We start from the raw sequence: 12,908 nt of genomic DNA on the forward strand, positions 1-12,908 counted from the left end.
CCGTGCCGGGCGGTGGGAGGAGGGGTGCCGAGGGTGCGCTCAGACCTTCGCGGGAGCGGTCTGCGCGTCCTCGACCAGCGGCTCGACCTCACGGACCACCTTGCGCTCGACGAAGAACGCGGCGGTGGGGATCGTTCCGGAAACGAGCACCCAGAGGAGCTTGCCGAAGGGCCAGCGGGCCTTCTGGCCGAGGTCGAAGGCGAAGATCAGGTAGATGATGAAGAGCACGCCATGGGCCTGCGAGACCATGAACGTGAGGTCTTCGCCCATGTCGAAGCCGTACTTGAAGATCATGCAGGTGCACAGCACCAGAAGCATCACGGCGGTGACGTAGGCCATCACCCGGTAACGGGTCAGCACGGACTTCTTCATGGCAACGAGCGTAACCGGCTGTTCCGGCCGATCTTCAGGCGGCCCGCGTCCGCGCGCACACGGGAACCGCGCCCGCTCAGTCCTGCGCGGGGGCGGCCCTGAACTCGTCGGCCCTGAACTCGTCGGCCTGGAAGTCGGCGGCGGCGACCCGCAGCGGCCTGAGCATCGCGAAGATCTCCCCGCACTCCTCCGCGTCGTACGCGCCGAGCCCGAAGTCCATCGCCATGAGATCGCGCGTCGCGGCGTCGCACACCTCGCGGCCCTTGTCGGTGATGGAGGCGAGCGTGCCGCGCCCGTCGTTCGGGTTGGGGCGCTTGTCGACGAGCCCGGAGCGCTGGAGCCGGTCCACGGTGTTGGTGACCGAGGTCGGGTGGACCATCAGCCGCTCACCGATCTTGGACATGGGCAGCTCACCGGCCTGCGAGAAGGTGAGCAGCACCAGCGCCTCGTAGCGGGCGAAGGTCAGTCCGTACGGCTTGACGACGGCGTCGACCTCGGCCAGCAGGATCTGGTGAGCGCGCATGATCGAGGTGATCGCGGCCATGGAGGGCACGGATCCCCAACGCTGCTTCCAGAGTTCGTCGGCGCGGGCGATCGGATCGAACGGCAGGCTGAGCGGCTTCGACACGCCCCCGACCTTACCGGCCAGTCATATGTTGGCCATAGGCGTCTCAGCAGTCGGGCCGCGCCGTTTTCCCCCGCCCTCCCCGCGCACCGCCCCCGCGCCGCCCTCTCCGGCCCTCTCCCCGCCCCCTCCCGTCCTCCGGCGCCTCCCGCGTCACCTCGTCCACGTGCCCCGGGGCGTGCGGGCACTGTCGTACGCCCCCGGGGTGCCTCTACTCTTTCGGCCCTGTCCGCACCAGCGGGCCGCGACGGCCGCGTGCCGTCCGCGTTCCCCGAGGCGGGAGGCCCGGTGCCCCTCCATCTGCGGTTCGGCGCCGACGACCTGCTGCGCTGCCGCTTCGCCGTCTCCCCGCTCTGCGAGACCCACGAGGCGGTGCGCACCCTGCGGCGCACCGAGCGGCACGGCTACCACCTGCCCTGGCTGCGGCGGATGCGCGGCGCCGTGCGAGGCCTGGACCTGTCCCCGCTGGCGCTGCTGATGCCCACGCCCTCGGGCTACACGCCCGACTTCCTGGGCCCGCCGCCCCTGCCGTCCCTCTCCCCCTCGGCCTCCCCCTCTGCGGCCTTCGACGAGGAGCTGGCGCGGATGCGGGCCACGGACCCGGACATCGCGCACGAGGAACTGGTCCGCTCCCTGGAGTGCACCCCGGGCGCCGCCGGGTCCCCGCGTGGGCGTGCGATGCTCGCCGACCCGGCGGGCGCCGTGCGGGAGCTGGCCGACCTCACCGGGAACGCCTGGCACGCGCTGCTGGAACCGGACTGGCCGCGGCTGCGCACACTGCTGGAGGCGGACATCGCGTACCGCGCCCGTCAGCTCGCCGAGGGCGGCCTGGAACGGCTCTTCGCCGACCTGCATCCCGGGGTGACGTGGTCGGCGGGCACGCTGACGATCCGTACGCGCTTCAGGGAGGTCATGACGCAGAAGCTGAGCGGGCGCGGAGTGCTGCTGATGCCCAGCGTCTTCGTATGGCCCGACGTGGTGAGCGGGTTCGCGCCGCCGTGGCAGCCGACGGTGATCTATCCGGCGCGCGGGGTGGGCGGGCTGTGGCAGCGGCCCACGCCGGACGCCGCCGGGGCACTGGTACGGCTGCTGGGCGCCAACCGGGCCGCGATCCTCACCGGGCTCGACGAGCCGGCCTCCACGAAGGACCTGGCCGAGCGGCACGAGCTGGCCCCGTCGTCGGTCTCGGCGCATCTCTCGACGCTGCGTGACGCGGGGCTGCTGACGGCGCGCCGTGCGGGGGCGCGGGTGCTGTACGAGCGGACGGCACTGGGCGTGGCCCTGCTGGCCGGGGAGGCGGCGTCCGGCTGAGGGCACGGGCAGGGTGGCGGGGGTGGCGGCCCCCGCCACGGGGCGTGTGCCCGGACGGCCGCTCCGCTACTCCGCGAGGAGGCGGTCCACCGTCTCGACCTTGGCGGTGAGCCCGTCCGTGACACCGGCTCGTATGTCGGCCTTGAGGACGAGGGAGACCCGGGGCGCCCGCGCCTCGACGGCCTCCACCGCGCGCCGCACCACGTCCATGCACGCGTCCCAGTCGCCCTCCAGCGAGGTGAACATCGCGTCCGTACGGTGCGGCAGCCCCGACTCGCGGACGACCCGCACCGCGTCGGCGACGTACTCCCCCACGTCCTCGCCGACGCCGAGCGGGGTGACCGAGAAGGCGACGATCATGAGTTGACGACGCTCCCGTGCTGCTCCTGGCGGGCGCGGGCGGCGATCACTCCGGCCTCCTCGTCACGGCGCAGCATCTTGTCGGCGAAGAAGCCGCCGGTCGGCAGGACGGACAGCACGAAGTAGAGCGCCGCGGTCTTCAGGGGCCACTTGACGCGGTTCCAGGCGTCGGCCCAGAAGACCACGTAGAGCACGAACAGCAGCCCGTGCACGGCGCCCATCACCGGGACGGCGTTGAAGTCGGTCGTCCGCTTCAGTACCGAGCAGACGAGCAGGAGGAGGAAGGACACGGCCTCCGGGGTCGAGGTCAGACGGAGACGGCGCAGGGCGGTAACCGCCTTCGGCGGCAGACCGCTGGGGGTTTCCAGTATGGCCACGGCAGGGTCCTCTGATCGTTTGTGAAGGGATGCACAAGCGCTGCCATTGTGGCAGTAGCCCGCCCGCGCGCGGAGCGCAGGGTAGGTTCCCCCATGTGGCTCAGTTCCGACTTCAAGGCGCCAAGGTGCTCGCCGTCTCGCTGACCGGCGACACCGTCAAGGCGAAGAACGGGTCGATGGTCGCCTACGACGGCCAGATGGCCTTCAAGAAGATGTCCGGCGGCGGTGAGGGCATGCGCGGCATGGTCACCCGCAGACTGACCGGCGAACAGATGACGGTCATGGAGGTGAAGGGGCAGGGCACCTGCTACTTCGCCGACCGGGCCAGCGACATCAACCTCGTACACCTCAACGGCGAGAAGCTGCACGTCGAGGCGAGCAACCTGCTCTGCACCGACGGCGGCCTGCGCACCGGCACGTCCTTCGCCGGGCTGCGCGGCGCCTCCCAGGGCAACGGCCTGTTCACGACGACCGTCGAGGGCACGGGCCAGGCGGCCCTGATGTCCGACGGCCCTGCCGTGCTGCTGCGGGTGTCCCCGGGGATGCCGCTCCAGGTCGATCCGGGCGCGTACATCGCGCACCAGGGCAACCTCCAGCAGCACTTCCAGACCGGGGTCAATTTCCGCACCCTCATGGGCGAGGGCTCGGGCGAGTCCTTCCAGATCCGCTTCGAGGGCGACGGGCTCGTCTATGTGCAGCCGAGCGAGCGAAACACCCTGGGGGGTGATGTCTGATGCCGTTCAGGGAGATCAGCTCGAAGATGGTCGAGGCCCGGGTGCTGCCGGGACAGCGCATGTTCAGCCAGCGCGGGGCGATGATCGCGTACACGGGTGACGTCCGCTTCACCCCGAACATGCAGGGCGGCCAGGGCGGCGTGATGTCCATGATCGGGCGCCGGGTGGCGAACGAGGCGACACCGCTGATGACAGTCGACGGGGACGGCACAGTCCTGTTCGGGCACGGCGGCCACCACGTCGAGGTCGTCGAGCTGGACGGGGACACCCTGTGCGTCGAGGCCGACCGGCTGCTGGCCTTCGACGGGACGCTGGAGCAGGGGACGCTGTTCCTCGGCTCCGACGGCGGTGTCATGGGCATGGTCCGGGGCCAGATCTCCGGCCAGGGCCTGTTCACCACCACCCTCAAGGGCAAGGGCGCGGTCGCGGTGATGGCGCACGGCGGCATCATCCAGCTCCCCATCACCCCGGACCGCCCCGTCCACGTGGACCCGCAGGCGTACGTGGCCCACCACGGGGACGTACGCAACAAGCTCTCCACCGCGCTGGGCTGGCGGGACATGGTCGGCCGTGGCTCGGGCGAGGGCTTCCAACTGGAGCTGTCAGGCAACGGCGCCGTTTTCGTACAGGCAAGCGAGGAGAAGCTGTGACCACCGCCCCGCAGCCGCTGGACGCGCACACCCTCCCGTCCAACGACAACGTCAACTCCTACACCTTCTGTGTGGAACTGAACGGCCAGTGGTTCCTCCAGAAGGGCAAGATGATCGCCTACTACGGGCAGATCGACTTCAACGGCGTCGGCCACGGCGCCCTGGACCGGCTCGTCGCCACCAGCTTCCACTCGCCGCTGCACGCCTCCGACTGGGTCGTCGCCGAGGGCCGGGGCAAGATGCTGCTGGCCGACCGCGCCTTCGACGTCAACTCCTACGACCTGGCGGACGGCAACCTCACCATCCGCTCGGGCAACCTGCTGGCCTTCGAGCCCTCGCTCTCCCTGAAGCAGTCGATCATCCCGGGCTTCCTGACCCTGATCGGCACGGGGAAGTTCGTCGCCGCGTCGAACGGCGAGGTCCACTTCGTGGAGCCGCCCGTGCGCGTCGATCCGCAGGCCCTCGTCGGCTGGGCCGACTGCCCCTCGCCGTGCCACCACTACGACCACGGCTACATGAAGGGCGTCATGGGCGGCGTCCGCGCCCTCACGGGGATCGGCGGCGCGTCCGGCGAGGAGCACCAGTTCGAGTTCGTGGGCGCCGGGAGCGTGCTGATCCAGTCCACCGAGGTGCTGATGGCGGAACAGGACACCGGGGCGGTTCCGCAGCAGGCCGGGGTGCCCGGTGGCGGGAGCCACGGCCAGGGCCAGGGAGGCGGCCACAGCGGTCAGCAAACGCCGCAACTGCCCGGACAGCTCGGCAGCCTCCAGCGCAGGTTCGGACTGTGAAGACCGTGTGAGCACGCTTGTACGAGGCTAGGTAATCTCTCATCCCATGGACACCGACAACGGCACACGCTGGCTCACCGATGACGAGCAGCGCGCATGGCGGGCGCACCTGGACGTCAGCCGCCTGCTCATGTACCAGCTGGAGCGCGATCTCCAGCCGTTCGGCCTGACCATGAACGACTACGAGATCCTCGTCAACCTCTCGGAGTCCGAGGAGCACCGGATGCGGATGAGCGACCTCGCCGCGTCCACGCTCCAGTCGAAGAGCCGTCTCTCGCACCAGATCACGCGGATGGAGAACGCGGGGCTGGTGCGGAGGGAGAGCTGCGAGTCGGACAAGCGGGGCTTGTTCGCGGTGCTGACGGAACAGGGGTGGGAGACGATGCGGAATGTGGCGCCGTCCCATGTCGCCTCCGTCCGTCGCCACTTCATCGACCAGATGTCCCCCGAGGACCTCGCCCACCTCCACGACTCTCTGCGGCCCATCGCGGAGAAGCTGAGGGTCCGCAGGGGCCGCTTCTAACGCTGGGGAGCCGCCTTCGCCTCCGGGAGGCGGAGGCGGAAGCGGGCGCCACGAGGCGAGGGGGCTGTGGGCGCCAGGGTCAAGGAGCCGCCGTGGCGGGCTGCGACGTCGCGGGCGATGGCGAGCCCCAGGCCCGCGCCGCCCTCGTCCCTGCTCCGCGCGTCATCGAGCCGCACGAACCGCTCGAAGATCCGCTCCCGCTCCCCCTCGGGCACCCCGTCCCCGTCGTCGGCGACCTCCACCTCCAGCCACGGCCCGCCGCCCTCGGGGGAGCCGGAACCGGAACCGGAACCGGAGCCGTCCACCCGTCGGACGGACACCGTCACCTCGGACGCCGCGTGCCGCTGCGCGTTGTCCAGGAGGTTGCCCAGGACCCGGGCCAGTTGCCCGCGAGACCCCGTCACCTCGCCGTCCGCCAGCTCACCGACCCGCACGGGATGCCGGTCCCCCGCCCGCTGGGCGACCTCCTCGCGGACGAGCGCGGCGGGCGAGACCCGCGCGTCGGAGGGCCGCTCCCCCGCGTCGAGGCGGGCCAGCAGCAGCAGGTCGGCCGCGAGCCCCTGGAGGCGGACGGTGTCCTCGACGGCGCCGTCCACGTCCAGCAGCTCGGGGTGCGCGGCGCCCACCTCCAACTGGGTGCGGAGGGAGGCGATGGGGCTGCGCAGCTCGTGCGAGGCGTCCGCGACGAAGCGGCGCTGGCGTTCGACGGAGGACTCCAGCGCGGCCAGCGTCTCGTTGGTGGTGCGCGCGAGCCTGGCCACCTCGTCCCCCGTGTCGGGCTCGGGCACGCGCCGCGACAGGTCGGTGCTCGCGGTGATCGCGGCCATCTCGCCGCGGATGCCCTCCACGGGCCGCAGCGCGCGCCGCGTCACCAGCCAGGTGACCCCGGCGACGACGACGAGCATCACCGGCAGCCCGATCAGCATGGCCCGGGTGACGTCCGAGACGGCCTCCTCCTGTGCCTGGAGGGAGGCGCCGGTGTAGACGGTGACGGGTGTGCCGTCGCGGGTGGCGCTCTGCACGGCGACGACGCTGAAGTCCTGGTCCGCGACGGCGTCGGCGCGGTCGTAGGTCACCTCACCGTCGTCGTCGACGGGGAAGGTGACGGTGCCGGACTCGCTGTCCCGGTCGACCTCGACGGGCTCGTCGCTCTCGTCGTCGGCGCCCTGCTCGTCCGCGCCCCGCTCGTCGTCATCGTCGTCGTCCCCCGACGAGGGCTCCTCCGTGTCGTCGGAGTCGGGCGTGTCGGGCTTGTCGGGGCGGTTGAAGTCCGCGACGGGGCCGCGTCCGCGCAGCGCGTCGTTCGCGCCCAGCACCTTGCCCGAGCCGTCCACGACCTGCACGGGTTCGTCCTCGCCGAGCGCGTCGATGTCGCCGACGTTCCGCGCGTCCACGTCCGTGACCTGGGCCGCCGTCTCGCGCGCCGAGGTCTCCGCCTTGAGCCGCGCGTTGTCCGCGAGCCCGCTGCGCAGCACCGCGATCACCACGAGCCCCGCGGCGACGAGCGCCACGGCGACCACGGCGGTGGCGCCTGCCGCGGCGCGTGCCCGTACCGATCCCTTACGCACCCGCGTCCACCAACCGGTATCCCGCGCCTCTGACGGTCGCGATCCAGCCCTGCCCGACCTTGCGGCGCAGGGCGCTGACGTACACCTCGACGATGTTGACGTCGCCGTCGTAGGCGAAGTCCCACACGTGGTCGAGGATCTCGGACTTGGAGACGACCTCTCCGGCGCGCACCGCGAGGTACTCCAGCACGGCGAACTCCTTCGCCGTCAGCTCCACCTCGCGCTCGCCGACCGTCACCCGCTGGCTGCCGGGCTCCACGGTCAGCTCACCGACCCGCAGCGAGGTCTTGGCCCCCCGGGTGCGGCGGCGCAGCAGGGCGCGGACGCGGGCGAGGAGGACGACGTACGAGAAGGGCTTCGTCAGGTAGTCGTCGGCACCGGTGTCCAGGCCCTCGGCCTCGTCGTACTCGCCGTCCTTGGCGGTGAGCATCAGCACCGGGGTCTCGTCGCCCGCCGCGCGCAGCGCGGCGCAGACGCGGTAGCCGTTCATGCCGGGGAGCATGATGTCGAGGACGATCAGGTCGTAGTCCCCCTCGCTCGCCCTGTGCAGTCCTTCGGTGCCGTCGTGGACGACGTCCACGGCGAAGCCCTCGGCCGTCAGGCCCTTGGCGAGCGACTGGGCAAGTCGCCGTTCGTCCTCCACGATCAGCAAGCGCATGAGGCCAGCTTGCCAAAGCCTTCCTGAAGCGTTCTTCAGGTGGCTTCAGCTTCTGTTCAGCATCGGCCCGCCACGGTGGTGACCACATCGCAAGGCAACCGACCCCTTGGGGGAGCAGAAACCATGAATCGCAAGATCGTCATCGCCACCGTCGCCGCCGCGGCCCTCGTGGGCGGCGGAGCCGCCTCCACCGTCGCCTTCGCCGGTGACAGCGCCCCGAACACGCTGCCGCAGTCGCAGCAGCAGAACCGTTCCAGCGTCCAGCTCTCCGACGACGCGGACGACGACGTCAACGACGCCAAGGACGACGACTCCCGGGACGACGACGGCGACGACTCGGGCCGCGAGGCCAAGGCCGCCAAGATCACGGCTGCCGAGGCCGTGGCGAACGCGCTGAAGTCGGTGCCCGGCACGGCCACCGGCGCCGACCTCGACAACGACGGCAACGGCCTGGTCTGGGAGGTCGACGTCCTCGGCAAGGACAACAAGTGGCACGACGTCACCCTGGACGCGGGCAACGGCAAGGTGCTCGACACGCACGTGGACAAGGACGACGACGGCGACGACGACCGCGGCCAGAGCTACGTCCGCGAGGACCTGAAGGGCGCGAAGACCGACGCCGCAGCCGCTGCCAAGAAGGGCGCGTCCCACGCGGGCGGCACCGTGACCTCCGTCGACCTGGACGACGACAGCGAGCGCTACGGCACGGTCTGGGAGGTCGAGACCGTCGGCAAGGACGGCAAGGAGCACAACCTCGCCGTCGACGTGACCTCCGGCAAGGTGTCGCAGCTCGCCGACGACGACGGCGACAACGACTCCGACGACCGTGACGACAAGGCGGACGACAGGGACGACCACGACGACAAGAGCGACAAGGACGACAGCGACCACGGTGACCACGACGAGGACGACGGCGACGACGACTGACACCCCGCCGCCGCACCCCCGAGACCGGACACCGGTCGCCGGACACCGGACGCGGAACACGGCCAGGGCCCGCCGAGCGCGGGTCCTGGCCGTTTCCGGTTCCCGGCGGCGGAGCGCGGGAAGACCACCGTGACCAGCGTGACGTTCCGGACCACCGCACCACGACGGGAGAGGCACCCATGACACGCATCGTGCGCTTCGCCGACGCCGAGGGCACCGTCCGTACGGGCGTCGAGGACGCGTCCGGCGCCGTACGCGCCCTCAAGGACACACCCCGCGTCGCCGACCTCCTGCGGCTGTCGGCGGACGAACTCCGCGATGCGCTCGCCAGTACCACGGGCGACGCGAGGTCCGACGTCCTGCTGCTGCCGCCGCTCGACGGGCTGACGGAGGTGTGGGCGGCGGGCGTCACCTACGAGCGCTCCCGCGAGGGCCGCGTCGCGGAGAGCACCGAACAGTCCGTCTACGAGCGGGTCTACGACGCCGAGCGCCCCGAACTCTTCTTCAAGTCCCCCGCCTGGCGCGTGCTGACCGACGGCGAGCCCATCGCCGTACGGGAGGACTCCGAGCTGAACGTGCCCGAGCCCGAGCTGGGGCTCGTGCTCAACAGCCGCGCGCAGACCGTGGGTTACGTGGTCGCCAACGACGTCAGCTCCCGCTCCGTCGAGGGCGAGAACCCCCTCTACCTCCCGCAGGCCAAGATCTACGCGGGCAGTACGGCGGTCTCGTCCGGCATCGTGCCCGCGTGGGAGGTCCCCGATCCCTCGGCGCTGGAGATCGCGCTCACGGTGCGGCGCTCCGGGCGGGTGGCGTACGAGGCGACGACGTCCACCGCCGCGTTCCACCGCACCCCGCGCGACCTCGTGGACCACCTCTTCCGCTGCCAGGAGTTCCCGGACGGCGCCGTGCTCTTCACAGGTACGGGGGTGGTGCCAGGGCTCGGCTTCACCCTCCGCGAGGAGGACACCGTCGAGATCCGCATCGCGCACGTCGGCACACTCTCGAACCCGGTCCACCCCACCTCGACAGCGCGGTCCCTGCTGACGGCGGCCCTGACGGCGCCGCTCTCGCGCGCCTCGTACCGCGCTGTCTGACGGGGAAGAACCGCGCCGGGGAACGCGTTGTGACCGGAGACACACCGCCACAGGACACCGGACACCCGAGGAGCGCGACCATGACGGACGGACAGGGACAGGACCAGGTCCAGGGACACGGCGACGGCCGCAAGGGCACGCACGTGGTGGAGGTGCGGGAGGGGACGGAGCGCGTGCGCGTCCTCCAGGACGGCACCGTCCTGGCCGACACCACACGCCCCAAGCTGCTGCACGAGACGGGCTACCCCGTGCGCTACTACCTCCCCCCGGAGGACGTCCGCACGGATCTGCTCACCCCGACGGCCACCCGCACCCACTGCCCCTTCAAGGGCGACGCCTCGTACTGGTCGGTCACCGGGACGGGCACGGAGGCCGCTGACGTGGTGTGGGCCTACCCGGACCCGAAGCCGGCCGTGGCCGCGATCAGGGACCACCTGTGCTTCTACGCGGAGAGCCCCGGCATCACCGTCGAGACCACGGCGGAGTAGCCCTCAGCGGCTCGGCCCGGACGGCGTGCTGTCCACCGCGTCGGCGACCTCCGCCAGCCCGGCGAGCAGCTTGTCCGCCGCCGCGTAGGGGTCCAGCTCGCCGCCCACGACGCGCTCGGCGAGCGCGTCGAGCCGCTGCCCGGCCCGCAGCTCGCCCATCCGCTCGCGCAGCGCCGTGACGGCGATGGTCTCGACCTCGCGCGCGGCCCGCGTCGCGCGCCGCCGCGCGAGCACACCGCGCTCCTCCATCCAGGCGCGGTGCTTCTCCAGTGCCTCGACGACCTCGTCGATGCCCTCGCCCCGCGCGGCCACCGTCTTCACGATCGGGGGCCGCCAGTCCCCCGCCTCGCGCGCCTCGCCGAGCCCGAGCATGTGGTTCAGCTCGCGCGCCGTCGCGTCGGCGCCGTCGCGGTCGGCCTTGTTGACGACGTAGACGTCGCCGATCTCCAGGATGCCCGCCTTGGCGGCCTGGATCCCGTCGCCCATGCCGGGCGCGAGCAGCACCACGCTGGTGTCGGCCTGCGAGGCGATGTCCACCTCGCTCTGCCCGACGCCGACGGTCTCGACGAGGATCACGTCGCAGCCCGCCGCGTCCAGGACCCGTACCGCCTGCGGCGCCGCCCAGGCGAGCCCGCCCAGGTGGCCGCGGGTGGCCATGGAGCGGATGTAGACGCCGGGGTCCGAGGCGTGCTCGCCCATGCGCACCCGGTCACCGAGCAGCGCGCCCCCCGAGAACGGCGAGGAGGGGTCGAAGGCGAGGATGCCGACGCGCTTCCCGGCGCGCCGGTACGCGGCGACCAGCGCCGAGGTGGACGTCGACTTGCCGACACCGGGCGATCCGGTGAGCCCGACGACGTACGCGTTGCCGCAGCGCGGCGCGAGCTGCGCCATCACCTCGCGCAGTTGCGGGGACGCCCCCTCCACCAGGGAGATCAGCCGGGCCACGGCCCTGGGCCTGCCCTCCCGTGCCTGCGCCACCAGATCGGGGACGTCCACCGCCATGCGCGCCGCTCTCCTCGTTCTCGTTACCGGTTCTCTTCACCGGTTGTCGTCACCGGTGCTGGTCAACGGTCCTGGTGACGCGGTTCCTGGCCCCGCGAGGGCCGCCCCGCACGGCAGCCGCCTCGCAGGCTCGCGTACCCGCGCCGCCCGCGCCTACTTGCCCGGCACCCGGACGATCAGCGCGTCGCCCTGACCGCCGCCGCCGCACAGCGCCGCGGCGCCCGTGCCGCCGCCGCGCCGCCGCAGCTCCAGCGCGAGGTGCAGCACGATACGTGCGCCGGACATCCCGATCGGGTGACCCAGGGCGATGGCGCCGCCGTTGACGTTCACCTTTTCGGTGCTTACCCCGAGGTCCTTCATCGACTGCACGGCGACGGCCGCGAACGCCTCGTTGATCTCGATCAGATCCAGGTCGCCGACGGACAGCCCGTCCTTCTTCAGCGCGTGCTGTATGGCGTTGGAGGGCTGCGACTGAAGGGAATTGTCGGGGCCCGCCACGTTGCCGTGCGCGCCGATCTCCGCGATCCACTCCAGGCCCAGCTCCTCGGCCTTGGCCCTGCTCATGACGACGACGGCGGCGGCACCGTCGGAGATCTGCGAGGCGGAACCCGCCGTGATCGTCCCGTCCTTGGCGAAGGCGGGGCGCAGCCTGCCCAGGGACTCGGCCGTGGTGTCGCCGCGGATGCCCTCGTCCTTGCTGAAGACGACCGGCTCACCCTTGCGCTGCGGGATCTCGACGGGCGTGATCTCGGCCTCGAACAGGCCCTTCTCCTGCGCCGCCGCGGCCCGCTGGTGGGAGAGCGCCGCGATCTCGTCCTGCTCGGGCCGCTCGATGCCCAGGCGGGTGTTGTGCTTCTCCGTGGACTCGCCCATGGCGACGTTCTCGAAGGCGTCCGTGAGGCCGTCGTGCGCCATCGCGTCGAGCATCTCGACGGCGCCGTACTTGTAGCCCTCGCGGGACTTGGGGAGCAGGTGCGGCGCGTTGGTCATGGACTCCTGGCCGCCCGCGACGATCACGTCGAACTCGCCGGCGCGCACGAGCTGGTCGGCGAGCGCGATGGCGTCGAGGCCGGAGAGACAGACCTTGTTCACCGTGAGTGCCGGGACGTTCATGGGGATGCCCGCCTTGACGGCGGCCTGGCGTGCCGGGATCTGCCCTGCCCCGGCCTGGAGCACCTGGCCCATGATCACGTACTCGACCTGGTCGCCGCCGATCCCGGCCCGGTCCAGTGCCGCCTTGATCGCGAAGCCTCCCAGATCCGCCCCTGAGAAGGACTTCAGCGACCCGAGCAGCCGTCCCATGGGCGTGCGGGCTCCTGCGACGATCACTGAGGTGGTGCTGCTGGACGTACCAGTCATGAGGGTCCCTTCCAGCGGGAAGTTAACGAGGGTTATCGCCAATGTACTGAGCGGTACGGTCCCCGGTCACCG

At 71.5% G+C, this 12,908-nt stretch carries 16 protein-coding genes; 8 read left to right on the forward strand and 8 right to left on the reverse strand.

The genetic code is table 11. From position 1 onward, the window contains the following. Positions 1-39: 39 nt before the first annotated feature. The gene (locus ACYVOO_RS18005; RefSeq protein ID WP_461016644.1) at positions 40-372 is read right to left on the reverse strand and encodes a DUF3817 domain-containing protein; all 333 of its coding nucleotides are present in this window, start codon (positions 370-372) and stop codon (positions 40-42) included. Positions 373-448: 76 nt separating this feature from the next. Beyond that, positions 449-1,000, reverse strand: a complete 552-nt coding sequence (locus tag ACYVOO_RS18010) for a MarR family winged helix-turn-helix transcriptional regulator (protein WP_461016645.1) — start codon at positions 998-1,000, stop codon at positions 449-451. 285 nt (positions 1,001-1,285) lie between these two features. On the opposite strand from ACYVOO_RS18010, the gene ACYVOO_RS18015 reads away from it, so the two are divergent. Next, on the forward strand, positions 1,286-2,308 hold the full coding sequence (locus ACYVOO_RS18015; protein WP_461016646.1) for an ArsR/SmtB family transcription factor: 1,023 nt from the start codon (positions 1,286-1,288) through the stop codon (positions 2,306-2,308). 66 nt (positions 2,309-2,374) lie between these two features. On the opposite strand, the gene ACYVOO_RS18020 is transcribed toward ACYVOO_RS18015, so the two are convergent. Both ACYVOO_RS18020 and ACYVOO_RS18025 read right to left on the reverse strand, forming a co-directional pair. Beyond that, complete coding sequence (locus ACYVOO_RS18020; RefSeq protein ID WP_461016647.1) at positions 2,375-2,668, reverse strand: MTH1187 family thiamine-binding protein; 294 nt, start codon at positions 2,666-2,668, stop codon at positions 2,375-2,377. Continuing rightward, positions 2,665-3,018 (reverse strand): DUF3817 domain-containing protein, encoded by a 354-nt coding sequence (locus tag ACYVOO_RS18025; protein WP_453347259.1) that lies wholly within the window; start codon positions 3,016-3,018, stop codon positions 2,665-2,667. The genes ACYVOO_RS18020 and ACYVOO_RS18025 overlap by 4 nt, the downstream gene beginning before the upstream one ends. A 122-nt stretch (positions 3,019-3,140) precedes the next feature. Between ACYVOO_RS18025 and ACYVOO_RS18030 the strand changes: the two genes are divergently transcribed. From ACYVOO_RS18030 to ACYVOO_RS18045, 4 genes are read left to right on the forward strand one after another with little or no spacing between them, the layout of a single operon-like run. Continuing rightward, positions 3,141-3,779 carry an AIM24 family protein gene (locus tag ACYVOO_RS18030; protein WP_453347165.1) on the forward strand — a complete coding sequence of 213 codons (639 nt, stop codon included), beginning with the start codon at positions 3,141-3,143 and terminating at the stop codon, positions 3,777-3,779. Continuing rightward, a complete protein-coding gene (locus ACYVOO_RS18035; RefSeq protein WP_453347164.1) occupies positions 3,779-4,429 on the forward strand; it encodes an AIM24 family protein in 651 nt (216 codons plus the stop codon). Before ACYVOO_RS18030 ends, ACYVOO_RS18035 begins: the two co-directional genes overlap by 1 nt. Further along, positions 4,426-5,217, forward strand: coding sequence for an AIM24 family protein (locus tag ACYVOO_RS18040; protein WP_461016648.1), 792 nt, complete (start codon positions 4,426-4,428; stop codon positions 5,215-5,217). Before ACYVOO_RS18035 ends, ACYVOO_RS18040 begins: the two co-directional genes overlap by 4 nt. 46 nt (positions 5,218-5,263) lie before the next feature. Next, positions 5,264-5,740 (forward strand): MarR family winged helix-turn-helix transcriptional regulator, encoded by a 477-nt coding sequence (locus ACYVOO_RS18045; RefSeq protein WP_461016649.1) that lies wholly within the window; start codon positions 5,264-5,266, stop codon positions 5,738-5,740. Here the strand turns inward: ACYVOO_RS18045 and ACYVOO_RS18050 are convergent. Together ACYVOO_RS18050 and ACYVOO_RS18055 are read right to left on the reverse strand one after the other, a co-directional pair. Further along, positions 5,737-7,308, reverse strand: a complete 1,572-nt coding sequence (locus ACYVOO_RS18050; RefSeq protein ID WP_461016650.1) for a sensor histidine kinase — start codon at positions 7,306-7,308, stop codon at positions 5,737-5,739. The two genes, ACYVOO_RS18045 and ACYVOO_RS18050, sit on opposite strands and share 4 nt — an antisense overlap. Further along, positions 7,301-7,966 (reverse strand): response regulator transcription factor, encoded by a 666-nt coding sequence (locus ACYVOO_RS18055; protein WP_453347160.1) that lies wholly within the window; start codon positions 7,964-7,966, stop codon positions 7,301-7,303. The genes ACYVOO_RS18050 and ACYVOO_RS18055 overlap by 8 nt, the downstream gene beginning before the upstream one ends. A gap of 123 nt (positions 7,967-8,089) precedes the next feature. Here ACYVOO_RS18055 and ACYVOO_RS18060 point away from each other — a divergent pair, with 123 nt between their 5' ends. The 3 genes from ACYVOO_RS18060 (at position 8,090) to ACYVOO_RS18070 (ending at position 10,475) form a co-directional block, all read left to right on the forward strand. Next, a complete protein-coding gene (locus ACYVOO_RS18060) occupies positions 8,090-8,893 on the forward strand; it encodes a PepSY domain-containing protein (RefSeq protein ID WP_461016651.1) in 804 nt (267 codons plus the stop codon). Positions 8,894-9,072: 179 nt separating this feature from the next. After that, positions 9,073-9,987 carry a fumarylacetoacetate hydrolase family protein gene (locus ACYVOO_RS18065; RefSeq protein WP_461016652.1) on the forward strand — a complete coding sequence of 305 codons (915 nt, stop codon included), beginning with the start codon at positions 9,073-9,075 and terminating at the stop codon, positions 9,985-9,987. 80 nt (positions 9,988-10,067) lie between these two features. Further along, positions 10,068-10,475, forward strand: coding sequence for a DUF427 domain-containing protein (locus ACYVOO_RS18070; protein ID WP_461016653.1), 408 nt, complete (start codon positions 10,068-10,070; stop codon positions 10,473-10,475). Positions 10,476-10,478: 3 nt separating this feature from the next. Here the strand turns inward: ACYVOO_RS18070 and meaB are convergent, their stop codons facing one another. Continuing rightward, complete coding sequence (gene meaB / locus ACYVOO_RS18075) at positions 10,479-11,477, reverse strand: methylmalonyl Co-A mutase-associated GTPase MeaB (protein WP_461016654.1); 999 nt, start codon at positions 11,475-11,477, stop codon at positions 10,479-10,481. Positions 11,478-11,630: 153 nt separating this feature from the next. After that, on the reverse strand, positions 11,631-12,836 hold the full coding sequence (locus ACYVOO_RS18080) for an acetyl-CoA C-acetyltransferase (RefSeq protein WP_461016655.1): 1,206 nt from the start codon (positions 12,834-12,836) through the stop codon (positions 11,631-11,633). Positions 12,837-12,908: the final 72 nt, after the last annotated feature.

This window comes from Streptomyces daliensis (genome assembly GCF_054782395.1).